Raw genomic sequence first — 23,254 nt, forward strand, 5'->3', positions numbered from 1 at the left:
GGCAGCCTTGCAAAGGCGGTGTGGCCTGACTCGCACCTTACAGGCCTGACGCCAGCAGCGCGAGCCTTACAGTCTCCTCAACGCGGCGCAAGCGCCTGCGCCGATTGCAGCAGATCGTCCAGCATCGACTGACGGCGTTCGGGATCCGTGTCGCGGCCCGTCATGAAGCACAGCGCGGCGATCGGCACGCCCGCGCGGTCGCGCACGGGCGCGGCCATGCAGAGCCGGAATGCATTGGACAGGCCTTCCGTGCAGCAATAGCCCAGCGCTTTCGCGTGCTGCACATCATGCATGAATTCATCGAAATCGATGCGCACGCCGATATCCGAGCTGATGTTGAACGGCCGTGCTCAGCTCACTGCCTCACCAAAAAGCCGATCAATCCTTATACGCCCGGTACGGCGAGATCGCCCTGAGCGTAACGCCAAGCAAGAGGATCGTGTCGATGAGCGAGTTCGGCCAAGATCGGCCTCTCTCCCTCGAAGAAGAGGGGCGTTCAGCGACTGACCGCGTCGACGACGGACGTTCGCTGACGCTCGATCCGTTCCCTGCCCATTTTTACAGAGACTCGTTTCGGACGAATTTTGCGCGAACGTTGCCGTCAATCCTCGCTTTGGCAAGCAGCGCTTGAATTTCCTGGCTATAGCGTTCCCTCACCACGCCTTCCCATCTCAAGCAGATGGCCAAACCAGCACCGACGAATGGCAACATCGAACGCACGGTGTTCAAGAGGCTGTCTTCCGTTACGACGATCAACGTTTCAAGACGCTGCGGACGCGTCCATTCAAGCGTGTTGGAGTGCGGCACGGTGCGCACGACGACGACGACCTCCTTCGTGGAAGTATCCATTGGGGAGCGTGCTGGGAGAATCGCGCGAAGCCGCTCGTCATCCATAAACAGAAGCTTATGCCTTTCACTCCACTCGACTAGCGCAGGTGCGATCTGGGCCCTTGCCATCAGATGGAAGCCAAGCATCCGCAAGGCAAAGAAAAATAGGTGGGGAGGCACGGACGTTTCAGAGAACATCTGATCAGCCGCATTCATGTTCATCGCTTGAACAATGAAGGTGGTCCAGTCTTCCAAGGGGACGGACACGGGATTGCGTTGGAAGTAGCGCCCCGGCCCGAACCCGGCCGCCGCGCAGCAGACAAGCTCGAACAGTGCAGGCCGATCGTTGTCGCTCAGTGGCTCGCCATTGGCGCCAATGACAAAGTTCTGCCATGCACGCTGAATGAGGCTTGGCCAAGCAGGATTGTTGACGAGCCGTCGTCTGCCTAGCTTGCGACAGATGCGACAGTATCGCTTCATATAGTCGAGAGGGTCGTCCGCGCTTACCGCAGGCGGCGCCGCGAGTACGCTCAGGTTTCCAAACCGCGCGACAAGGTCTGCCTGAAAGGTGCCAAGTCGAAGCGCCACAGCCGTCGATTTGCCATCGCGGAATTTCAGGCCGGTTGAGAGTGCCAGAAGGCCGCGGTGAACGTCAATCGTCTCGGACGTATGGTCAAGAGTACGGACGTTGGCGACAGAATCCTCGACGCGGCACTCTTCTAGACCGGCCGCAATTCCCTGCGCCGTGCAGATCAAGGGGAACCATTCTTGGACGTTTGCCTTGAAGGTTTGCAAATCATTGAGATCGTTGGATAACTCTTCCACACTTAAGCCAGTGTAGTTTGTCTGCTTCAGGTGATTGATGGCCCGTTGGACATGGTTCCATCCAGGCGTGCTGGGCAGTAACCCGAGGCGATCGGAGAGCACTTGATAGACGTCGCCGCTCCCGGAATCGGAGCCAATCACGTATGGAAAGAGCGCGCGCCCGTGCGTTTCGAGGTATTCGATGAAAGGTTCTGCGGATACCCCAATCTGCTGGACCTGTTTGGCCTGAGCGTCAGGTGTCGACTGAGTGCTCCCGGCCTGTCCGCCTGTTGTATTCTCGATCCCTGAACCAAAACCAGGTATCGCCCTGTCAGGCGAGTCGGTGATGGGGGGCGGCGGTGCGTTCCGGAAACGATAGGTGTGCTCTGCCGAATTTCTTTCGAGTACAGCATTGCGGCCATGGCGCACAGACTGAAGCACCTCGCTTGTCGGAACGACAACACCAGGTGGCGCCTTCGCCGCGTCGACCCAACCCGTCATGAAGTCAGGATGTGGCGACACCAAGTCCTGAGCGAGTATGCGAACGAAGTCGAGCAACGCTGACTTATCATGGTCCATCAAGGGATCGTGCACAAACCCGCCGATCTTCGCAGGGTCTCGACTTCGCTTCGCCACCTCTTTCAGGTTCATTCGGGAACGAAGATCTGCGAAGAACGCGTACTTCCCGACATCACCGAGATCGAGATCATCGATGCCGGTCCGCCAGCGGCGCGATATGTAATAGAGTGCGTCGAACAACGTGAGCCGCATCTTGGGCCGCAGCGCCAGCCAATTTACAACGGCAGGGCGAGTCATCGTGTACTCGATTGCCACTTGGAAGGTTAGATCGACAGTATAGGATTCCGAGCTACGCAAATCCCCGTGAAAGACGATTGCACGGTCACTAGTGCGCAACTTGGCAAGCTCGCGGCTCAGTTCAAGCACGTGCATGTCTGAACGGTGACGCAAAATCCACTTAAGCAGTTCGGCGTCGATTTGCGCGGAGATATCACCGGACGTATCGAAAAGCCGGGTCATGTACACGTCAAGATCACTTGGCAATTGAAAGACGAAAAGCGAATGCGAAAAATACGAGTAGGTTTTGCTGTAGGCTTGTTCGCGTTCTCCCATCGACAGGAATTCCAGATAGCTGCGGTCAGTCAGAAAGCAGGAAAACACGTTCTCTGTCATCAGTTTCTTGAGATAACGAACGATAGCTTCCATCCGCCACGATAGTTCACCCAATTTGTCCAGTTCATCGATAATCAGAATCGGCGCGAGTCCTGCGCTCGTCAACCTGCGCAGCAGCGTAGGAAGTACACGGTCGAGTGTTTCAGACTTGAGATTAGGGATGAAGGTCAAGTCCAGTTCACGTTCGTGACGCTTCATCGTGGTCGAGGAATATTTAAGCGCCCACGCCGCGCCCAGCGACGTGATGATGCCGAGCAGGACAGCGGTCCATGCGTCCCGCAAGCCGACCGCGGCGCCCCCGCCCACCACCGCGCCGGACAGGACAGCCGCGAGCGGCTTCAGCACTTCGCTGCCCTCCCAGCCGCTCTGCGCCTGGCTGCGGGTTTCGCTCGTCTCGCCTGACGATTCGCGCTTGCGTTCGCTCAACTCGCCTGACACGCGCTGGTGCGCTGTGCAAATGCCATTAAGCGCCACGAGTTCACGTGCGCCCTGATCGGGAGGCGAGGTGTCACCGCCGGGCTGACCTGGCGCCCGCAACACGCCTGATCTGAGTGCGCCAATACATGCGTAGAACTGCCGCAAGCGCACTGCGGGCGGATTTTCCATTAACTCAATCTCGAACTGCGCTGCCAGTTCGAGCCAGTCGGCCTGTTCGTGCAGCAGGATCATGTCGGCATCATCGGCCTGCACGGGTTCTTGCGTACCGTCCTTGAGCATTGTCTGCACGTAGCGTCGGTAGCTGCTAGCGTATTCTTCCATGACTGAGCGATGCAGGCACAGGACCACCTGCTCGAGCGAACGCCTTGCACGAGCTTCGAGGGTGTCGGGTTTGTCGTCTGGATCAGCTTTTCTTTCCGGCTCCTTTTTCGCAAACGCGTCAATTACCATTCTTGCGACCTGTTCGGCTGTTGAGGCAGGAGAGGTGGGAGAGGCGGAGTCCGCAGCCATCGGTGCCGTCGAATCTGCATTCGCAGCGCCGTCGTCGGCGAGTTCATTGATGTCGAGAAATAGGCTCGGCCCGTGCAGGAAGACCGGCAAAGGACGAAGACGCGTCTTCCCCGCGTTAGCGTTGCTGATCGCTTCATCGATGACATCCGCGACCATGGTTGTCTTTCCTGCGCCGCGATGTCCTGCGATGAGAAACGAACAGCCGCGTATCTGTCCTTCGCAGTAACGCATGAGTTCGTACTCGAGGATCCGGCGCGCGGGCGACTGAGCTGGTCGTGTGGATGCCATGTTCGCCGGATTGAGAGGGTCGATCACGACGTGCATCCGAATCGGCATCACGCGCCTCGCTTACTTGTCGGTCTTGCCTGCCGTGGCGCCAGACGCGGGTTGCGTTTTCGTCGCCGCTGGTATGCCAGCATCCGGTTTCTTCAGACCGAACACGGCCTCTATGGTTGTAAGAGCAAGAAGTCCAGCCAGCACAGCCAGCACCGTCCCCAGCAGAAGCCGCACGAGTCCTGGAGAGAGATACCAACCGGTCGACGCGCCGCCGAAACCGCCCCAATGCCGGCGCAGGCCGAAGAGCGCTTTCGGATCGCCGAGTGTTCGGCCGATACACCACAGTGCGACGACGGCGAATCCGAGGGCCACGAGCATTACAACGACAGTTACGCCAATGCGCAGCCCCCAATCGGCGATGACGACAGCGGTGCAATTCGCGCACTCGCTGGAAGCGGACACAGCCGCCGATGCCCCCGAGGACGCAGCGGACCCATCGGCATTCGCGGCGCGCGCCAAGTTCACGAACCAAAAAACCAGCGCCGCTAGGGCGGTAAAAAGTGGGCGAGTTTCGAAGTGCGGGTTCGAATGTGGATCTTCGAGGGGAAGCACAGCAGCAATTCCTCCCGCGTCATGGCCTCTGGAAGCCGTGTGCCAGTATCGGCGCGCCGAAGCACGTTGACGATCCTGCTGCTCATTTACGCCCGACTGAACTGTTCTGAGTGTAGTCGGTGTGCGCACGCTTTCAAGCTGATCTCGCCGGACGCCGCCTGCGCTCATCCACATGGCGCGGCGCGCGACGGCATAAGAGTTCGTCGAGTGGTGGCGAGCGTACGGATGATCGATCGCGAGCGCTTAGTGCGATTCAGTAGCTGCCACTTCGAGAATCCAGACAAGCCACTCGCGCTCCAGGTGCCGTAGTGTGTGCGTTCGCGGTTTCTCCGGTTCTCGTGCCAGAACTTCGTTGCAAGGCACGTCGGGCCTCTCTTTGGATTCAGCGAGATCGGCGCGCATGTACCTTGCTGACAAGCCCGTACACGAAGGATGTGCGCTCCCTCATCCAATAAATCGTCGTCCTGGTGCCCGTTCAAAAGCGGACAGCGGCTTGAGCGCTGGTGGTTCGGGCAAGGCGTCGACCTATCCGCAATTGCTGCTCCCGTCACGTCCGCGGGCATGACGGAGACGTCCGTGTAGAGCCATTGCACGCCAGACGTTGCGATGTTTGCAGCGGGACGATTGCAATCGGATTGGACCGTGTCTCAGTTTGATGAGGTGCGTCAGTCGACGTAATGATGTTTCAGCCACGAGCTCTCGGCGTCTGCAGAAGGAAGCAGCCATTCAAACGGCTCTTCCGGGCGTGAACAACTCACCGTGAACAAGTCCGCCTGAGCGAGCTTTCACCGTTAGCGTGCTGTGCAACAACTGAGCGGCGTCCCATGTGCGCAAGTTCACCCCAGGCCGTCGCTTGCCACGCAGCGAAGCTCGCTACTCTCGTGATTTGTTCGCGAGTTGGAAAGTGCGTCACGCATCGCCCGATGGCTCGCCGCACCCTCGACCGCCGCGCTCGCGCATGAATGCCTGATTTCTTCTCGCCACCCCTGAAAGGCTTGCTCTCTCGCATCGTCTGCTTTTATTGACACAGTTGACAGGTCTTAAACGCGGCAATATCCTTGTTATACGTTCAACAAAAATGTAGCCGAGATGATGGGAAATCGCCGGAAAGGCGGCAACCGGTCATGCGGCGTAACAGGAGCGGAAAAAGATGAGCAACGAATCCGGCGCATCGATCCAGATGCTTGAGGCCTTCGCAACTGCGTGGAACGCCCACGATGCCGACGCATTGATGAGCTTCATGACCGACGACTGCGTGTTCGACACCTCGGCGGGACCGCATGCGTTCGGCCAACGCCATGAAGGACGCGACGCGGTCCGCCGTAGCTACGCGGCCATCTGGGAAACCTTTCCCGATGCGCGTTGGAACGATGCGCGGCATTTCGTCGATGGCGACCGCGGTGTTTCCTACTGGACCTTCACCGGCACGAAAGCCGACGGAACCCGCGTCGAGGCACGCGGATGCGATCTGTTCCAGTTCAAGGGCGGGCGCATCCGGGTCAAGGACTCGTATCGCAAGAACGTCGTTCAGGGATGAGGCGGGTCATCGAATGAACGACGAACTTGCTTTCTTGTCTGCTACCGATCTGGTGGACGCGTATCGCCGGAAGCATCTGTCGCCGGTCGAGGTGACGCGGGCCGCGCTTGCGCGTATCGAGCGGCTCAATCCGCGCATCAACGCGATCTACTGGCTGACCGCGGAAGAAGCGCTCGATACGGCCCGCGCCTCGGAAGCAAGATGGCTGCGCGGCGCACCGCTCGGTCCGCTGGACGGCATTCCCACGACAGTGAAGGATGCGCTGCCCGTCGCCGGCATGCCGGGCTATCGCGGATCGGCTTGCGTGGCCGATGAAGGCATCTATCCGTCGTTCGAGGCCCCGGCCGTCGCGCGGATGCGTGAGTCCGGCGCCATCCTGCTCGGCAAGAACACTATGTGCGACTACGGGATCATCGCGGGGAGCGTCAGTTCCCGCTTCGGCGTCACGCGCAATCCGTGGAACCTGTCGAGATCAGCGGGCGCATCGAGTTCTGGCGCCGCGGCGGCTGTGGCAGCGGGCCTGCATCCGCTCGCCCTCGGCACCGACATCGTCGGCTCCATCCGGCTGCCGGCTTCCTTTTGCGGACTCGTCGGACTGAAGCCCTCGTATGGTCGGGTTCCCTATTACCCGCCGGTTAGCCCAGCGCTCGTTGCCGGACCCCTGGCACGGAGCGTGGCGGACGTCGCGCTCATGCTCGATTGCATCGCCCGGCCCGACGCGCGCGACTTCACCGCGTTGCCGCCGGCGGGACAGTCTTATCGTGAAGCGTCGACGCAACCGCCCGATCACGTCCGCATCCATCTCGTGACCGATCTGGGCTTCGGCCTGCGTCCCTATGCCGAAGTGGTGGAGGCGGTCCGGGCAGCGGCCCGGCGGCTGGAGCATGCGGGCATCGCCTCGATCGAGGAACGGCCCGCGCGCTTTGCGCATGAACAGGTCGAGGCCGCGGAGCAGTTCTATCGCGCGCGCTGTTTTGCGGAATTGAACAAGCACGCACCCGAGCGGCAGCCGCTGTCTCCCTTGTTGTACGAATGGACGCGCGCCAGCGCCGGCGAGTCCGCCGAGTCCGTGATAGACGCGATGCAGGCGCTCCTGGCGCTGCGCGAGCAGACCATGGCGCTGCTGGATGATGCCGACTTCCTGATCCTGCCCGCCACGCCGACCGCTGCATTCGCGGCGGAGCGCGCCGCGCCCGACGAGACACGGTTGTTCGATCCCTGGTGCAACACCTTTCTGTTCAACCTCACGGAACAACCGGCCATATCAGTTCCGTGCGGCAAGACCCTGGACGGCCTTCCGATCGGCATGCAGATCGTCGGCAGGCGTTATGACGATATCGGCGTGCTGCGGCTTGCCAGACTTTTCGAGGATCTCACGGGCCCGTTCGAAGCCTGCCCGGAGCTCTGAACACCACGATGACACGCACCGCCATGAGTCTGCGAAGGAGAGTAAATGATGGGCAATGAACACCTCACCGCGCCGAGCATCCAGGACGATTTTCGCGCCTGCTTCCAGCGTCACATGACCACCGTCACCATCGTGACGTCGCAGTTCGGCGGCTTGCGCGCGGGCCTGGCGGCCACCGCCGTGTGTTCGTTGTCGGACTCGCCGCCTTCCATGCTGATCTCGATCAACCACAACGCACGCGCCTGTGAACTGATCCGTGCAAGCGGCGCGTTCTCGGTGAACATGCTCGCCGATTCGCAACTGGACGTCGCCACGGTTTTCTCGCGCTCGGCCAAGAGCGCCGACGAAGCCGAGCAGAAGTTCATCAACGGCGGCGTGTGGGAAGAGCAGGATGGCCTGCCATGGTTGAGCGGCGCGCTGGCGAACGTGTCCTGCAGCGTGCTGAAGGAAGTGCCCGTTGCGTCGCACTCGGTGTTCATCGGCGAAGTGCAGGGCATCCGGCTGCTTTCGAACGGTAATCCGCTCCTGTACGGATTCCGCGAATTCCACGGCAAAGGCCTGCCCCTGCAACGGGCCGTCTCCGCTTCCGTGGCCCGCTAGCCGCGCCTCTAACGCATTCACGCGCCATCTCACGACATCTCATGAATCCCGAACTCGGACCGGAAGCGCAATTCTTCGCTTTTCTGAAGCAGGGAAAGTTCATGCTGCAGCGACATCGCACCAGCCACGACCATGTGTTCTATCCGCGCGCGCTGCATGCCCGCGGCACGATGGACGACCTCGAATGGGTCGAGGCGTCCGGTGACGGCGTGGTCTATTCCTGCACGCACATGCGTCGCCCCTCTGAACGCGGCGGCGACTACACGATTGCGCTGATCGATCTGGCCGAGGGTCCGCGCATCTTGTCGCGGCTCGTCGATGTCGAGCCGGAGCGCGTTTCCGTCGCCATGCCGGTTCGGGCAACCATCCTCGCGCGTTCGTGGTCGAGTGCCGAGCCCGACTGTCCTGTCGTGGCGTTCACACCCCTCGCACCGCTCGCACCGTCACAAGGAGACCGCTCGTGATCGATTCCTTGCGCGGCAGTACGGCCATCGTGGGCACGGGCCATTCGGCGCTCGGCAAAGTGCCGGGCTGGAGTTCGCTCGAACTGATGGCCCAGGCCACCCGCGCGGCGCTCGACGATGCCGGCATCACGCTGGATGAAATCGATGGCGTATGCGCGAGCACGCTCTATCACTTCCTGCCTTCGTTGTCCGCCGCGGAATATCTCGGCATCCGGCCGAAGTGGTCGGGTTCGGAATCCGTCGGCGGTTCATCGTTCATGTCGGATGTGCTGCAGGCGACGCTCGCGATCAACGCCGGCTTGTGCGAGACGGTGCTCATCGCATACGGCAGCAACGCCCGCTCGAGCGGCAACCTGAACGGTCTGATCGAGACACCGCGCTTCGAAGCGCTCTACGAACTCCCAGTGCCGATGGCCGGCTACGCCATGGCGACAGCACGGCACATGCACCAGTACGGCACGACGCGCGAGCAACTGGCCGACGTGGCGGTCTCGGCGCGGCGCTGGGCGCAGCTGAATCCCGAGGCCACCTCGCGCGCGGATCTCTCGCGGGAAACGGTGCTCGCGGCGCCGATGATCTGCGATCCGCTGACGCGCTACGACTGCTGTCTCGTGTCGGACGGCGGGGCGGCGGTCATCCTGATGTCGGCGGAACGGGCGCGGGCGCGCGGCATGAAGTCCGCCTATGTGCTGGGTGTGGCGGGTGCGCACTGGCATCGCGAGATCTCGCAGATGCCGGACCTGACCATCACGGCCGCCACGGAAAGCGGCGCACGCGCCTATGCGATGGCGGGCATCACGCCGCAAGAGGTGGATGTGGTCGAGCTGTACGACGCATTCACCATCAACACCATCCTGTTCCTGGAAGACCTGGGCTTTTGCCGCAAAGGCGAGGGCGGCGCGTTCGTCGAGGGCGGGCGGATCGGACCGAGCGGGTCATTGCCCGTCAACACGAACGGCGGCGGCCTGTCCTGCGTTCATCCGGGCATGTACGGCCTGTTCTGTCTGATCGAGGCGGCGCGGCAGGTACGAGGCGATGCGCGGGGCTTTCAGGTCGAAGGCGCCGAGATCGCGATTGCACATGGTAACGGGGGCACCTTGTCGCATCAGTGCACGACGATCCTCGGCGCCGGGACCACCGTCTGACTTCGAAATGCAACACGGAGACTGAAAAATGAAATTCACATTGCTGGCCATCCCCTTCATGCGGCAGCGGGGCGAGCAAGTCGCGCTCGCGGGACGTGATCCGCAGCGCTTCCAGCACATGATGCACGCGGTGCGCGATCAGATGGTGTTCGCCGAGGAACTCGGCTACGACGGCTTTTGCATGACCGAACATCACTTCCAGGTGGAAGGCGTCGAGGCCACGACCAATCCGTTGATGTGGAATCTCTTCGTCGCGCAGCACACGAAGAAAATGCGCGTCGGCCAGTTGGGCATGAACCTGACGGCCATGAATCCGATCAAGGTCGCGGAAGATATCGCGATGCTCGACCAGATGACCGGCGGCCGTGCCTTCGCGGGCTTCTCGCGCGGCAATACCGCGCGCTGGACCGCAACGATGGGACAGCACCTCAACATCCTCTCGGCGGAATCCGACCGGTCGGAAGCGGACCAGCGCAATCGCCGGGCGCTGTACGAGAACTGGAAGATCGTGAAGTCCTTGTGGATGGACGATCTGACCTCGTTCCAGGGCGAGTTCTGGAAAGTCCCGGAGCCGGTGCCGTGGGAATTCAATCCGACGCGCGACTGGGGCGCGGATGCGGTCGATGGCGAAGGCATCCTGCGCAAGGTCGGGATTACCCCGCGTCCCTTGCAGACGCCGTATCCGCCTGTCTATGCGCCGTTCAGCTATTCGGTCGAAACCGCGCGCTTCTGGGGAGCGGAGGGCGGAAAGATGGTGTCGTTCGTGCGGCCCGAGAAAGAGGAGTTCATGCCGATCGTGCTCGACGCCTGTCTGGAAGCCGCGCACACGGCCGGGCGCAACAGCGCGCCGCGCGACGTGCTGGCGATCGGCGGACATCTGGTCATGGGCCGCACCGAAGCCGAAGAGCGCGCATTGAAGGAGGGTTTCATCGAACTCTTCAACTATGCCTACGATGCGCCTCCCTACCATGTGCCGATGGGCCGCGTGTGGACGGGTTCGCCTCAGGCCGTGCTCGACGACGTCATGCGTCTGCATGAAAAGTACGGAGTAGACGAGTTTTTTGTCTGGCATCACATTAACTACTTCGGCGACGAGCTCGAACGCGGCTCCTTGCAGGCCTTCGCGGACGCAGTCATCGCAAAGGTTCCGAAAGACTGACCGACAGCGGCACACGAAACTCCGCTTGCGGCATCCCGGTCGGAGTCGTCAACCCGGCGCGCATGACGCATGCGCGGCCACGCATTCAAGCCTTGGGAGCAATCGATGAATACGTTCGGGCAACTTGTCCAACGGCACGCGCGGGTGCGCGGCAGTGCGCCTGCTTACGTCGATCACCGACGTCGCACGACCTGGCAGGACATCCATCTGAACAGCGATGCACTCGGGCGCTACATGCGTGAGCTGGGTGTGTCGTCGGGCGATCGCGTGGGCATTGTGTCGCCCGATTGCGTCGAAGTCGCCGAGGTCTTCTATGCGTGCGCGAAGATCGGCGCATTGCGCGTGGGACTCAACGGCCGTCTTGCCGCACGGGAACTCGCGCAGCTGGTCGATGACTCGGCGCCGGCCGTGTTGTTCGTCCATGCCCGCTACGGCGCGATGGTCGAAGCCGCGCTTCTCGAGAGCGCGCAGAAGCCGGTCGTCATCGGCATGCACGACGGCCATCCGTTCCTGCTCGACTACACCGAATGCCTCACGCAGGCCGCGGGCAGCGACCCGCTGCCGCAGACGCCCAACGATCATCTGATGATCTGCTACACGACCGGCTCGACGGGCTTGCCGAAGGGCGCCGTGTACCAGCACGAGGCGATGCTGCGCTCGACCCAGGCCATCGCGCTCGCGGAGGGTGCCAACCATGACGATGTCTGGCTGCATGCCATGCCCGCGAGCGGCGTACCCATCATGCATCTGTTGCGCAATGTCGTGCACGGTTCCAAGACGGTCATCGTCGGGGACTGGGATCCGGCGGCGGCGCTCGCGCTGATCCAGCAGGAGAAGACCACCATCACCGTGCTCGTGCCGACGATGCTCGCTTCACTGGTGACGTCGGGACGGGCGTCCGATTTCGACCTGAGCTCGATGCGTCAATGGGGTTACGGCGCTTCGCCCCTGCCGCCCTCGATGGTCCGCGAAGCCGCGCGCGTGCTGGGCGGCAAGCTGCTCCAGATGTACGGGACCACCGAGCTGATGGGCATGTCGATGATGCTGTTTCCGTCCGAGCACGAGCTGGCGATCCGGGAACGTCCGGGCCTGCTTTCATCGGCGGGGCGGCCCTTGCCGTACGTGGATGTGCGTATCGTCGATGACGAGATGCGCGACGTTCCGGCCGGCGAAGTAGGCGAACTGCTGATCCGGACCGAGTTCGTGACCTCGGGCTACTGGAACGCGCCCGAGAAATACGCCGAAGCGGTGAAGGACGGCTGGCTGTGCACGGGCGACATCGCCCGGCAGGATGAAGACGGCTACCTCTATCTGAGCGACCGTGCCAAGTTCCGCATCAAGACCGGCGGCTACAACGTGTTTCCGACCGAGATCGAAAACGTGATCGCCGAGCACGAAGCCGTTCGTGAAGTCTGCGTCGTGGGCTTGCCCGATGAGAAGTGGGGCGACCGCATTCACGCCGTCGTCTCGGTGCGCGCTGGATTCAGCCTCACGCCCGACGACGTGCGCGCGTTCTGCCGCGACAAGATTGCCAGCTTCAAGATACCCAAAACGGTCGAGATCTGGGACGAGATTCCGAAAGGACCGACCGGCAAGATCCAGAAGCGCTCCGTCATCGATTCCTACCTGCAGGCGAGTTGAGCCCGTCTGACTTCGGACGGAGGCGCACCCGCGCGTGATCCGTCCGGATGCCCGGATTGCCGGCATTCCGCACGTCGTTATCTTGCTGAACGTATAACAAGTAACGACGCGTTTCTTTCCGCTTCATTGCAACGGTGCGCGCTGACGCGCAGACGTGACCCTTGCTTCGAGTCGCCCAACTGGAGACTGTCCAATGACCCGACGGACCCGACGGACCCGCCATGCCGCAGAGAGCAGCACGCAGTTCATCGATGAAATGAATGACGCGCAGACGGCCCGCCGTCGCGTGCTGAAAGCAGCCACGGCCGGGCTCGTGCTCTCGACGTCGGGCGCGTTGATCCGCAGTGCGGCAGCGCAGAGCCGGACGCTGAATATCGCGTCCTACGGCGGCAGTTATGGCGATGCATTGAAAAAGGCGTGGCTCGAACCGTTCGAAAGGGAGACGGGCATCAAGGTGAATCTCGGTGTCAACGCGAGCCTGTCGCTGGCGAAGCTGCAAACCATGAATCCGAATGGCGCCGAGTGGGACATTGTTGACTTGACGGGCCCGGAGTTCAGCATCGCGACCCGTCAGGACATGCTTCTGCCGATGGACCCGAAGCAGGTCGATACGAGCCGGCTGCTGCCCGAGTACGTCAAGACCCATGGCTTTGGCTACGCGGCGTATGTGTGGGGCATGGCCTGGGATCGTCGCAAGATCCCGGACGCTTCGGCGCCGAAGTCATGGGCCGATTTCTGGAACACGCAAAAGTATCCCGGCAAGCGTTCGCTGATCACCGTGAACACGAACGGGCACGCGCTCGAAGCCGCGTTGCAGGCGGACGGCGTGCCGCCGTCGAGGCTCTATCCGCTCGACATTCAACGCGCCTTCAAGAGCCTCGACAAGCTCGGCCGGAACAACATCGTGTGGGCTTCCACCAATCAGGAGCCGGTGCAGCGGCTCACGTCGGGCGAGTGCGTGCTCGCCGGCATGTACGTGGGGCGCTCGATCATGGCGAACCGCTCGGGCGCGAACATCGGCTTCACGCTCGACGGCGCGGCGGTCGCGGGAGACTTTCTTGGCGTGATCCGCAATGCCCGCAACAAGCCCGAAGCCTTCGCGCTGCTCAACTACATCGCGACCCATCCCGAACGCGCGGCGGATTTCACGGCCATCACGTCCTATCCGGTGCCGATCAGGGGCATCGAGGCGCTGCTGCCGGCCAGTGCGGCGGATGTCAAGGCCGTGCTGCCGAGCAATCCTGACGTGCGCGCCAAGGTGTTCTACGAGGAAGACGATTACTGGGCCAGCAATCTGCCCCAGGTTGCCGCGGCCTTCAAGGCGTGGCAGCTGTCGTAGCGAGTGACACGAACCGACCAAGGGAATCTGGCCATGCCTCGACGTTTCAACCTCACCCAGTCACTGATGCTGACGCCGGTCCTGATCCTCTACGGACTGGCCGCAGCTACGCCCATCCTCATGATTGCCCAGTTGAGTTTCAAGAAAGGCCTGGGCACGTTCGGCGACCTGTTCGCTTCGCCGATTTTCCTGCGCATCGCGCAGAACACGCTGGTGATTTCGCTCGAGACGACGCTTGTCGCCGTGCTGCTCGCCTATGCCATCGCGGCGCTGCTGGCTCAGTCGGGCGAGCGTGCGCGGGCGTGGATCATGGCGGCCATCCTGCTGCCGTTCTGGACGGCCGCGCTGATCAAGAACTTCGCGTGGTCCGCGCTACTTCAGGACAACGGCGTCATCAACCTCGCGCTTATACACCTCGGGATCGTCTCACATCCGCTGCCGCTGCTGCATACGCGGCTGGCGGTCGTCATCGGCATGGTGCATTACGTCATTCCTTATGCGGTGTTTCCCATCTACAGCTCGATGCTCGCGATCGATCCGCGCCTGTACCGCGCCGCCAAGAGCCTCGGTGCGCCGGGCTGGCGAACGGTGGTTTCCGTCACCCTGCCTCTGACCCGGCCGGGCCTGTATGCAGGCGGCCTGCTGGTGTTCATCATCTGCCTGGGCTTCTACATCACGCCGGTGCTGCTCGGCAGCCCGCGCGAAATGATGGTCGCGAACCTGGTCGATTTCTACACGCATCAGATCATCGACTTTCCGATGGCTTCCGCGCTGGCCCTGGTGATTCTGATTGCGACGGCGTTCCTTATCGCGCTCTATCACTCCATTCCGAAGGAAGGTCAGTATGGAAAAATTTGAACTGCACGCGCCGGGCTTCAAGGCGCCGCGCATCGGGCTCTCGGGCCATGCGCTGCTGGTGATCGCGTGCCTGCCGATCTTCGTCTTCCTGCTGGGCCCGATCCTCATCATCGTGCCGATGTCGATGACGAGCGGCGAGATCCTCATGTTTCCGCCGGACGGATGGTCCGGGCATGCGTTCGCGGATCTGCTGCGCGATTCGCAATGGGTCGCTTCGGCACTGACGTCGTTCAAGGTGGCGCTGCTCGCCACTGTGATCGCCGTGACGGCCGGCACCGGCGGAGCGCTCGCGTTGCATCGCAACGATGTGCCTGCAAGGAGCTTCTTCTCTACGCTGATCATGCTGCCCTTGCTCGTGCCGGTGGTCGTGCTCGCGCTCGCGGATTATCTGTTCTCGTCGACGCTGAACCTCGGTTCGAGTTGGGTGTCGATTGCGTTCGCGCACAGTGTGGTTGTCACGCCGTATGTGTTCGTCTCGGTGCAGACCTCGCTGGCCGGACTCGACCCCGCGCTGCATCGGGCAGCGCGCAGTCTCGGCGGCACGACAACCGCGCTGCTGGTGGATGTCTACTGGCCCGTCATTCGCACGGGCATGGTCGGCGGCGCGATCTTCGCCTTCATCGGCTCCTTCGACGAAGTAGTCATTGCGCTGTTTCTGTCCGGGCCGAATGCCGTGACCTTGCCCGTGCAGATGTTCACCGCGCTGCAATTCGATCTGACGCCGAAGATCGCGGCCGTGTCCACCGTCTTGCTGGCCATCAGTTTCGTCGCGTTGATCGTCAACGGCTACCAGAGCCTCGCTCGGCCGAAGACAGTGCTGCGCTAACGCCCGATCTCTTCACTCTCGTTTCCGGATTCAGTCATGTCTCGATCAGAAATGCCACAGGTCAAACGCGTCACCCTGGAAAATGTCTCGAAGGCGTACGGCAGTTTCAAGGCGGTGAAGGATGTGTCGCTCGCCATCGAACCGGGTGAGTTTGTCACGTTGCTCGGGCCGAGCGGCTCGGGCAAGACATCGACGTTGATGATGGTCGCCGGATTCGAGTCGCCCAGTTCGGGTGCGATCAAGGTGGACGGCGTCGATGTCGTGCGACGGGCGCCGAAGGATCGCAACTTCGGCATCGTGTTCCAGGGCTATGCGCTGTTTCCGCATCTCAGTGCGCGCCAGAACGTCGAATTTCCGCTGCGCATGCGGGGCGTCGAGAAGTCGCAGCGGCGCGCGATGGCGCTCGAAATGCTCGAGAAGGTCGGTCTCGCGGGCCTCGAGGAAAGGCGTCCGCGCGAACTGTCCGGCGGACAGCAACAGCGGGTGGCCTTGGCGCGCGCGCTGGTGTTCCAGCCGGATGCCTTGCTGCTCGACGAGCCGCTCGGTGCACTCGACAAGTCGATGCGCGAGCGCATGCAGTACGAGATCAAGAGCCTGCAGCGCAAGCTCGGCATATCGGTCCTGTTCGTGACGCACGACCAGGAAGAAGCGATGACTATGTCCGATCGCATCGCGGTGATGAACCATGGTCAGATCGTGCAGATAGGAACGCCGCGCGAGCTCTATGCGTCGCCTCGCACGCCGTTCGTCGCGAGCTTCTTTGGCGAGACGAACCTGCTGTCGTGCGTCGCGGACACGGCCGGAACTGACGCCGTGACAGTGACGCTCGCGTCGGGGTTCAGTTTCCCGGCAGCGTCCGATGTCGAGCGGGCGCAACTGAGCCGCAACCCGGAGACCTTCGTTTCGATTCGCCCTGAAAAGATCAGCGTGCTCGCCGCTGATGAACGCGCCGAGATCATGGTCGATGCCGTCGTGCGCGAAGTCGCGTTCCTCGGCAAGTTCGTGCGGGTCTGCACGGTGGCATCAGGTGTCGAGATCACGTCGATCATCGGCAACGCGCCCGAGCGCATCAGCAGGCTTGCGGAGGGCGCGGCCGTCCGGCTCGGCTGGTCGAGGGAAGACGCGAAAGTGCTCGGCGTGGATGTCGAACCGGGCGACATGCAAGTGGCGGGAAGCGGTCGCGAGACGCACGACATGAGCGTGCAGTTGCGCGAAGCGGTCTAGAACACAATCAGGGCGAGGAAATCATGAGAGGGCGTCGATCGAACATGGTGTTGAGTGGGTTTCTCGCGCCGGGCGGCTACGACGCGCGTGCCTGGCGCTTGCCGACGAGCCGGTCGGGAGAGATCGGTACGGTGGGCATCGTGAAGGCCATTGCGCAGCGCTACGAAGCGGCGAAGCTCGATGCCGTGTTCGTCGCGGATATTCCGGGCGCGGACTTCCTGCTGGACGGCGATCTCGCGCTGGGCAGCCCGTATGAATCCATCTCGACGATGGGTGCGCTCGCTGCGGTGACGGAGCGGATCGGGATCATCGGCACGCTTTCGACGACCTTCAATCAGCCGTTCACGATCGCGCGTCAGCTCGCCGCGCTCGATCTGCTGAGCGGAGGACGGGTGGGCTGGAACATCGTGACCTCCACGTTCGGCGCGGACGCGCATGGCATCGCGCTGCCGGCGAAGGCGGACCGCTACCGGCGCGCGGCCGAGTTCGTCTGCCTCGTGCGCGAGCTCTGGTCTGCCTGGAGCGATGACGCCGTCATCAACGACAAAACGAGCGGGCACTGGCTGCGGCGGGACAAGGTGAAGCCGCTCGATTTCGCAGGTGAGTTCTTCAGGGCAAAAGGCGCGCTGAACATACCGCGTTCCCCGCAAGGCCATCCGGTATTGGTCCAGGCGGGTCAATCCGCCGAAGGCCTGAACTTCGGCGCCGAATTCGCCGACATCATCTATACGACTCAGCCGGACAAGGACCAGGCCATCCAGTACTACCGCGAGCAAAAGGAACGTGTGGTGCGGTTCGGCCGGGACCCGGATCACGTGAAGGTCCTGCCGGGTCTCATTCCCTACGTTGGCCGCACGGATGCCGAAGCGCGCGATCTGTTCGAATCGATCATTGCGTTCATGGATTTCCAGGACTTGCGCGAGCGTTTCCGCGCGATGTTCTCGGTGTCTCTCGATGGCATTGCTCTCGATCAACCGGTGCCCGCGGAACGCTTCGACGTGTGGCGGACGCATCCGTCGGGGCCGCGGATTCTCGCCTACAGGACGGTTGCCAGCCAGCCCGGCAGTACGCTGCGCGATCTGCTGATCAACTTCAGCAGCGCCATGGGGCATCTGCTGATCTGCGGGTCTGCGGAAGCGGTGGCGGAGCAGATGATCGCGTGGTTCGAGGCCCGCGCTTGCGATGGCTTCAGCCTCAATGCGCCGACCTTCCCGGATTCGGTCGATGCCATCTGCACGCACCTTGTCCCGGCGCTGCAGGAGAAGGGCTATGCGCGGCGCGCTTATGAAGCGGACACCTTGCGGGGCCATCTGCATCTGCCCCGCCCCAAGGCGTGGGACGGGGACGCCTGAGCCGGCTGGAGAAACCTACTTTTGCCGTCCTGCACCGTCAGCATGGACGGTGCGTCGGGGCCATAGCCGTTATGGTCGGATGCCGACATCGTGACGAGACCATTCGTCGTCGCCACGTTTCGAAGGCCTTCCAGCGCATCGCGCAATGCACTCCGGAATTCCGGCGTACCCGGCCGCGCAGTCTTGCCTGCGAGCGGAATCGCGGCGTTGAGTTCGAGATACGCGTCCCAAGCATAACCGGCGAATGCGTTCACCTTGTCCGTACCGAACTTGCCTTTCCACAGGGCGGTCAGCGCCATGGCCGGCTGCTTTGGGGGATGCGAGTCCGGCAGTTCGGCCGCCACGGTCACCGGCGCGCCGGCGACCAGCGTGCCGTTGACGGCCCTGCCGCCCACGCGGATAAAATCCTCGTTGAGCACGCCGGTCGTCTGATAGACCGGGCCCTTGTAGCCTTTGTCGCGAAGCTCGATCTGCGGTGTCGCGGAGGGCGTGCCGGACGCGGCGATCAGGACCGCATCGGGCTTCGCTGCAATGACCTTGAGCACCTGTGCGACCACCGATGGATCGCGCGAAGAAAAGCGCTCCTGCGCCACGAGCGCGATGCCGGCCGGGCCCGTCGCAGCCTTCAGTTCCTTCAGCCAGCTTTCCCCATAACCGTCGTCCGCGCCGATGAAGGCAACCGTCCTGATGTGCTTGCGCTGCATGTCACGCACGGTGGCGTTCGCGGTTGTCTTGTCGTTGTACGGGGTCTTGAAGACCCAGCGCCGGTTGGGGTTCATCGGCTCGATGATGCTGGAGCCGGCGCCCAGGCTGATCATCGGCGTCTTCGATGCACCGGCAACTTCGATGTTGGCGAGCGTTGCGGGCGTGGTCGATGAACCGATGATCACATCGACGTGATCCTGCGTGGTGAAGCGCAGGACGTTCTTGCGAGCCGTGGTCGCGTCCGACGCGTCGTCGAGCACGATGTACTCGACGTCATAGGCGCCGATCTTCGCCGGCATCAGCAGGAGAGTCTGCTTTTCCGGAATGCCCAGAGAAGCGGCGGGGCCGGTGGAGCTCACCGTGACGCCGACCTTGACCTGAGCCAGGCAAGCCTGCGTGAAAATCAGGAGGGACGCGCTTACGCAGGTCTTGAGGTTCATCGTGTGCCTCTTTGGGTCAGGGAAGCCTCGACGCGTTGCAGCGTGTCCAGGGTCTGGTGACAGGCGTGTGCGGCTTCACGTCCCTTGACCTTGAAGTGTTCGAGGAAGAAGGCATGGTGCACATCGCTCTCATGAAAGCGCTGCGGCGTGAGCACGGCGGAAATGACCGGCGTGCCGGTCTGTAACTGAAGCTGCATGAGGCTGTCGATCACGGCGGTCGACACGAATTCATGCCGGTAGATTCCACCATCGACGATCAACCCCGCCGCGACGACGGCATCGAATTCCTCGCTCGCTATCAGTCGTTTGAGACAGAGCGGTATCTCGAAGACGCCGGGGACTTCGAAGCAGTGCAGGTCATCGGCCCGATAGCCCAGTTCAAGCATGGTCGAGAGGAAGGCCGCCTTGCAGTTGTCGACGATGTCGCGATGCCAGCAAGCCTGAACGAAAGCGATGCGGCGACGTCGTGAAGTGATCGATGAGGTGTGCGTCATGCCTGTCAGACCGTGTGATTGAGGCTTGAGTGGGAACGAGAAACGCTTTTCCGTCAGATGAGCTGCCACTGCTTGAACGCCGCAGCGACTTGAGGCAGGTTATCCACCCACCATTTCGTGTCCTTGAAATGCACCTTGGCGCGGACCATCGGATCGTCGAGCAGGACCGCCTTGACGTCGGCTGCGTTCGGCGGCAAGAGCGACGCAAGGTCTTTGATCGGCACCGGATAAGATGTAATGGCAGTGAATTCGGCCGCGCGCTCCGGATGCGTTGCAATGTAATTGAGCAGCGCGAAGGCTTCGGGCTTGTTGCGAGCATTGCGGATCACGCCGAGATAGTCCATGCCGACATTCGATTGCGTCAATGAAAACCCGATCTGCGCGCCGGCGCGATTGGCCATGATGGCCCGCCCGACGTACATGCCCGCCAGCGCGCATTCGCCGGAGGTCAGGCGCTGAACCGGCTCCTGATTGCCATTGGCCCACACGATATTCTCGCGTCCGAGTTTGTCGAAACTGCGAAAGGCGCGCTGCACGTCGAGCGGATAGAGCTTCGATTCCGGTACGCCGTCCGCCAGCAGCGCAGCCTCCATGGACGCGCCGTCGTTGTTCACGGCCAGCAGGGAGCGCTTGCCGGGGTAGCGCTTCGTGTCCCAGAACTCCACCCATGACCTGGGCGCGCTCGCGTCCGGGATCTTGCGACGGTCCCACGCCATGCCCCAGATATAGAGTGCATAGCAGAAACCGTGGCTGGCGACATAGTCCGGCAGCATCCTGCTCGTGTCGACGAGTTTCGGATCGAGCGGAGCAAGGACGTTCTGCGCCTGTGCAATGCTGTATTCGGTTGCCGTGAGATCGACGATGTCCCACTCCGCGCCGTTCGGATTCATGGTCTGCAACTTCGCGAGCGACAGGCTTGCATTGACGCCGAGATTGACCTTGATGCCGGTCTCGCGCTCGAACGGATCGAGCCATGCCTTTCTCAGCGCATCGTTGTAGCTGCCGCCGTAGGACGCGATATTGAGCGTCTTCTGTTGTGCCGACGCACGCGGCGCCAGACTCGACAAACCGGACAGCAGCGTGCCGGCGCTTGCGGCTTTCAAAATCTTGCGCCGCATCGACGATGCCGCTTCAGACAGTGGAACCCGTCTGGACCTTGCGTTCATAAGACATCCTCCTGTGCGACGAAAAAGCGGTCCGGTTCGTATCCGCCGCCTCGCCGGTTGTTGACAGTCTTTTTGTCCGTGTTAGTCTTGTTATACGTTCAACAAAAAAATAACGCAAGCGATGCGGTGCGTGTCGATCACCGAGGCTAACCCGGAGCGAATTGATGAAGACAGAGATGAAGATAGGCGTGTTGATCCAGCCCTACGGCAATCATCCGGCAGCGTGGCTGGTGGCCGATGCTCCGGATGGAGCCGAGAACGATATCGGTCATTACATCGACGTGGCCCGGACGGCGGAATCCGGTGCGCTGGACTTCGTTTTCTTCGCGGACGTTCCGGCGATCCGCAATGGCAACCTCCATGCGATCAGCAAGTGGCCGCTGTACGCCAACCAGTTCGAGCCGGTCACGTTGCTGGCGGCGCTCTCGGCGGCCACGAACCGCATTGGCCTGGCGGCCACGGTGTCGACCAGCTTTTACGAGCCCTACAATCTGGCGCGCCAGTTCGCCTCGATCGATCATCTGAGCCGCGGCCGCGCGGCATGGAATGTCGTGACGACCTCGCAGGAGGCCGCGGCGCTGAACTTCGGCGGCGACGCGCGCGCCGGTCACGCGGCACGCTACGAAAGGGCGAAGGAATTCATCGACGTGGTGAAGGGTCTGTGGGATAGCTGGGATGACGATGCGTTCGTGTATGACCGCGCGACCTCGACGTTCTTCGATCCGGCCAGGCTGCGTCGCCTCGATCACGCAGGCAAGCATTTCTCGGTACGCGGCCCGCTGAACATCGCGAGGCCGCCGCAAGGTTATCCGGTCATCGTCCAGGCGGGTGGTTCGGAGGCCGGCAAGGCGCTGGCAGCCGAGACGGCCGAACTGGTCTTCTCGTCCGAAGCCGAGCTCGAACGCGCACAACGCTTCTATGCCGACCTGAAAGGGCGCCTCGAGGCCTTCGGGCGTTCGCGTGACGACCTGAAGATCGTGAGCGCGCTGAATCCCATCGTGGGCCGCACGCGAGGCGAGGCGGAGGAAAAGCTCGCGCGCTTGCAGGAGAAGCTGCATCCCGATGTCGGACGGGAGATTCTTGCGATCGACCTGGACAACATCGATCTTTCGGACCTGTCCGTCGATGCCCCTTTGCCGCTCGACCGCATTCCTGCATCGACAGAAGGCGGCAAGAGTTATCTCGAGTACATTCGCGCGATGTCCGAAGAGGGCACGCTCACGCTGCGCACACTCTACGAAAAATATGCGGTGGCGCGCGGCGGCAAGTTCATCGTGGGCACGGCGGAGGAGATTGCCGACGAGATGCAGGAATGGTTCGAGCAGGGCGCGTGTGACGGCTTCATGCTGGGCATGTCGTCGCTGCCGGACGGTCTTCAGGACTTCGTCACGCTGGTCATTCCGGAGTTGCGCCGGCGTGGTCTTTTCAGGGCCGGCTACAGCGGCTCGACGCTGCGCGAACATCTGGGTCTTCCGCGTCCGCGCGTCCAGCAGCGGCGCGGTGCGGCCTGAGGCATCTGCTAATATCTAACGCTGCCTGGAACATGGGCCGCGCAGCCTGTGCGCCGTCCAGTAGTGGGAGAAATCGAATGAGTGTCAAACCCGCGGAAGGTACGCGCTCGCGCGACCCCGAGGCGCGCAAGCGCAAGTTGATCGACGCGGCCATCGTGTCGATCGGCGAGATTGGCTACAACGACGTCACCGTCGATACCATCAGTGAGACTGCGGGCATCTCGCGTGGCTTGATTGGCCACTACTTCAAGGGCAAGGATCAGTTGCTGCTGGAAGCGGTGAAGACGGTCGCCGCGGAGATCGGCGCGAGTACTCGCAAGGCGGTATCGGCGGCGGGTGAAGACGCCGTCGCGCGCCTTTATGCCACGGCGCGTGCGAGCTTCAGCAAGCCGGCCTTCACCGAGGCCCATGCCTGCGTGTGGGCAGCACTGGCCGGCAACGCGGGCTGGTCGCCCGAACTGACGCAGCTCTATCACGAGCTATGGACGGGGTATCGCGAGGCGCTCGCACGCTTGTTCGAGCGCGCCGCGCAGACACGCGGCATCGAACTCGACGCGAGGCTGGCTGCGCTCACGTTCACGCATCTGATCGAAGGTCTATGGGTGGGCTGGGTTGCCGATTCCACTGAGATCAGCCGGCAGCGCGCCGAGTCGGCCTGCCTGACTTACCTCGACGCCATCTTCAGGCAGCCGTAACGCCGGACGGGGTGAAGCCGCAAGCTGGCAA

At 62.3% G+C, this 23,254-nt stretch carries 19 protein-coding genes and 1 pseudogene; 14 read left to right on the forward strand and 6 right to left on the reverse strand.

Annotated elements, in window-relative coordinates; all coding sequences use genetic code 11:
• Positions 1–77: 77 nt before the first annotated feature.
• From QCE88_RS17800 to QCE88_RS17810, 3 genes and pseudogenes are all read right to left on the reverse strand, one after another.
• Positions 78–350, reverse strand: a pseudogene (locus QCE88_RS17800) (IclR family transcriptional regulator); the annotation flags it as partial.
• Positions 351–558: 208 nt separating this feature from the next.
• The gene (locus QCE88_RS17805; RefSeq protein ID WP_309904477.1) at positions 559–4,086 is read right to left on the reverse strand and encodes a hypothetical protein; all 3,528 of its coding nucleotides are present in this window, start codon (positions 4,084–4,086) and stop codon (positions 559–561) included.
• Positions 4,087–4,119: 33 nt separating this feature from the next.
• Positions 4,120–4,659 (reverse strand): hypothetical protein, encoded by a 540-nt coding sequence (locus tag QCE88_RS17810; protein WP_309904479.1) that lies wholly within the window; start codon positions 4,657–4,659, stop codon positions 4,120–4,122.
• Positions 4,660–5,809: 1,150 nt separating this feature from the next.
• On the opposite strand from QCE88_RS17810, the gene QCE88_RS17815 reads away from it, so the two are divergent.
• The 12 genes from QCE88_RS17815 to QCE88_RS17870 all read left to right on the forward strand — a co-directional run bounded on the left by QCE88_RS17815 (position 5,810) and on the right by QCE88_RS17870 (position 18,212).
• On the forward strand, positions 5,810–6,196 hold the full coding sequence (locus QCE88_RS17815; RefSeq protein ID WP_309904481.1) for a nuclear transport factor 2 family protein: 387 nt from the start codon (positions 5,810–5,812) through the stop codon (positions 6,194–6,196).
• 34 nt (positions 6,197–6,230) lie between these two features.
• The gene (locus tag QCE88_RS17820) at positions 6,231–7,604 is read left to right on the forward strand and encodes an amidase (RefSeq protein ID WP_309904483.1); all 1,374 of its coding nucleotides are present in this window, start codon (positions 6,231–6,233) and stop codon (positions 7,602–7,604) included.
• A gap of 45 nt (positions 7,605–7,649) precedes the next feature.
• A complete protein-coding gene (locus tag QCE88_RS17825) occupies positions 7,650–8,204 on the forward strand; it encodes a flavin reductase family protein (protein ID WP_309904486.1) in 555 nt (184 codons plus the stop codon).
• Between the two features lie 41 nt (positions 8,205–8,245).
• Positions 8,246–8,668, forward strand: coding sequence for an OB-fold domain-containing protein (locus QCE88_RS17830; protein ID WP_309904488.1), 423 nt, complete (start codon positions 8,246–8,248; stop codon positions 8,666–8,668).
• Positions 8,665–9,813, forward strand: coding sequence for an acetyl-CoA acetyltransferase (locus QCE88_RS17835; protein WP_309904491.1), 1,149 nt, complete (start codon positions 8,665–8,667; stop codon positions 9,811–9,813). Before QCE88_RS17830 ends, QCE88_RS17835 begins: the two co-directional genes overlap by 4 nt.
• A gap of 28 nt (positions 9,814–9,841) precedes the next feature.
• Positions 9,842–10,972 (forward strand): LLM class flavin-dependent oxidoreductase, encoded by a 1,131-nt coding sequence (locus tag QCE88_RS17840; protein WP_309904494.1) that lies wholly within the window; start codon positions 9,842–9,844, stop codon positions 10,970–10,972.
• Positions 10,973–11,077: 105 nt separating this feature from the next.
• Positions 11,078–12,613, forward strand: coding sequence for an AMP-binding protein (locus tag QCE88_RS17845; RefSeq protein WP_309904496.1), 1,536 nt, complete (start codon positions 11,078–11,080; stop codon positions 12,611–12,613).
• Positions 12,614–12,806: 193 nt separating this feature from the next.
• Positions 12,807–13,952, forward strand: a complete 1,146-nt coding sequence (locus QCE88_RS17850) for an extracellular solute-binding protein (RefSeq protein ID WP_309904498.1) — start codon at positions 12,807–12,809, stop codon at positions 13,950–13,952.
• A gap of 33 nt (positions 13,953–13,985) precedes the next feature.
• Entirely contained in the window at positions 13,986–14,810 is an 825-nt protein-coding gene (locus tag QCE88_RS17855) for an ABC transporter permease (RefSeq protein WP_309904501.1), read from the forward strand.
• Positions 14,797–15,636 (forward strand): ABC transporter permease, encoded by an 840-nt coding sequence (locus QCE88_RS17860; RefSeq protein ID WP_309904503.1) that lies wholly within the window; start codon positions 14,797–14,799, stop codon positions 15,634–15,636. The genes QCE88_RS17855 and QCE88_RS17860 overlap by 14 nt, the downstream gene beginning before the upstream one ends.
• 36 nt (positions 15,637–15,672) lie before the next feature.
• On the forward strand, positions 15,673–16,860 hold the full coding sequence (locus QCE88_RS17865) for an ABC transporter ATP-binding protein (RefSeq protein ID WP_309904505.1): 1,188 nt from the start codon (positions 15,673–15,675) through the stop codon (positions 16,858–16,860).
• 23 nt (positions 16,861–16,883) lie between these two features.
• Positions 16,884–18,212, forward strand: coding sequence for an NtaA/DmoA family FMN-dependent monooxygenase (locus QCE88_RS17870; RefSeq protein WP_309904506.1), 1,329 nt, complete (start codon positions 16,884–16,886; stop codon positions 18,210–18,212).
• Here QCE88_RS17870 and QCE88_RS17875 read toward each other — a convergent pair.
• Genes QCE88_RS17875 through QCE88_RS17885 form a run of 3 tightly spaced genes read right to left on the reverse strand, consistent with a single transcriptional unit; the run spans position 18,143 to position 20,969 of the window.
• Positions 18,143–19,357, reverse strand: coding sequence for an ABC transporter substrate-binding protein (locus tag QCE88_RS17875; RefSeq protein ID WP_309904508.1), 1,215 nt, complete (start codon positions 19,355–19,357; stop codon positions 18,143–18,145). The genes QCE88_RS17870 and QCE88_RS17875 overlap by 70 nt on opposite strands.
• On the reverse strand, positions 19,354–19,851 hold the full coding sequence (locus QCE88_RS17880) for a 6,7-dimethyl-8-ribityllumazine synthase (protein ID WP_309904510.1): 498 nt from the start codon (positions 19,849–19,851) through the stop codon (positions 19,354–19,356). Before QCE88_RS17880 ends, QCE88_RS17875 begins: the two co-directional genes overlap by 4 nt.
• 53 nt (positions 19,852–19,904) lie before the next feature.
• Complete coding sequence (locus QCE88_RS17885; protein WP_309904512.1) at positions 19,905–20,969, reverse strand: extracellular solute-binding protein; 1,065 nt, start codon at positions 20,967–20,969, stop codon at positions 19,905–19,907.
• Positions 20,970–21,181: 212 nt separating this feature from the next.
• On the opposite strand from QCE88_RS17885, the gene QCE88_RS17890 reads away from it, so the two are divergent.
• Both QCE88_RS17890 and QCE88_RS17895 read left to right on the forward strand, forming a co-directional pair.
• On the forward strand, positions 21,182–22,528 hold the full coding sequence (locus tag QCE88_RS17890) for an LLM class flavin-dependent oxidoreductase (protein ID WP_309904514.1): 1,347 nt from the start codon (positions 21,182–21,184) through the stop codon (positions 22,526–22,528).
• Between the two features lie 77 nt (positions 22,529–22,605).
• Positions 22,606–23,223: a TetR family transcriptional regulator C-terminal domain-containing protein gene (locus tag QCE88_RS17895; protein WP_309904516.1), complete on the forward strand. Its 618-nt coding sequence runs from the start codon at positions 22,606–22,608 to the stop codon at positions 23,221–23,223.
• Positions 23,224–23,254: the final 31 nt, after the last annotated feature.

It is taken from the genome of Caballeronia sp. LZ035 (assembly GCF_031451175.1).
Classification (GTDB): domain Bacteria; phylum Pseudomonadota; class Gammaproteobacteria; order Burkholderiales; family Burkholderiaceae; genus Caballeronia.

Bases quoted from the DNA above. Each gene is read 5' to 3' on its own strand.
- QCE88_RS17815 (WP_309904481.1), top strand. From the start codon at position 5,810: ATGAGCAACGAATCCGGCGCATCGATCCAGATGCTTGAGGCCTTCGCA.
- QCE88_RS17825 (WP_309904486.1), top strand. From the start codon at position 7,650: ATGATGGGCAATGAACACCTCACCGCGCCGAGCATCCAGGACGATTTT.
- QCE88_RS17830 (WP_309904488.1), top strand. From the start codon at position 8,246: ATGAATCCCGAACTCGGACCGGAAGCGCAATTCTTCGCTTTTCTGAAG.
- QCE88_RS17840 (WP_309904494.1), top strand. From the start codon at position 9,842: ATGAAATTCACATTGCTGGCCATCCCCTTCATGCGGCAGCGGGGCGAG.
- QCE88_RS17845 (WP_309904496.1), top strand. From the start codon at position 11,078: ATGAATACGTTCGGGCAACTTGTCCAACGGCACGCGCGGGTGCGCGGC.
- QCE88_RS17850 (WP_309904498.1), top strand. From the start codon at position 12,807: ATGACCCGACGGACCCGACGGACCCGCCATGCCGCAGAGAGCAGCACG.
- QCE88_RS17855 (WP_309904501.1), top strand. From the start codon at position 13,986: ATGCCTCGACGTTTCAACCTCACCCAGTCACTGATGCTGACGCCGGTC.
- QCE88_RS17860 (WP_309904503.1), top strand. From the start codon at position 14,797: ATGGAAAAATTTGAACTGCACGCGCCGGGCTTCAAGGCGCCGCGCATC.
- QCE88_RS17865 (WP_309904505.1), top strand. From the start codon at position 15,673: ATGTCTCGATCAGAAATGCCACAGGTCAAACGCGTCACCCTGGAAAAT.
- QCE88_RS17870 (WP_309904506.1), top strand. From the start codon at position 16,884: ATGAGAGGGCGTCGATCGAACATGGTGTTGAGTGGGTTTCTCGCGCCG.
- QCE88_RS17875 (WP_309904508.1), bottom strand. From the start codon at position 19,357: ATGAACCTCAAGACCTGCGTAAGCGCGTCCCTCCTGATTTTCACGCAG.
- QCE88_RS17880 (WP_309904510.1), bottom strand. From the start codon at position 19,851: ATGACGCACACCTCATCGATCACTTCACGACGTCGCCGCATCGCTTTC.
- QCE88_RS17885 (WP_309904512.1), bottom strand. From the start codon at position 20,969: ATGCGGCGCAAGATTTTGAAAGCCGCAAGCGCCGGCACGCTGCTGTCC.
- QCE88_RS17890 (WP_309904514.1), top strand. From the start codon at position 21,182: ATGAAGACAGAGATGAAGATAGGCGTGTTGATCCAGCCCTACGGCAAT.
- QCE88_RS17895 (WP_309904516.1), top strand. From the start codon at position 22,606: ATGAGTGTCAAACCCGCGGAAGGTACGCGCTCGCGCGACCCCGAGGCG.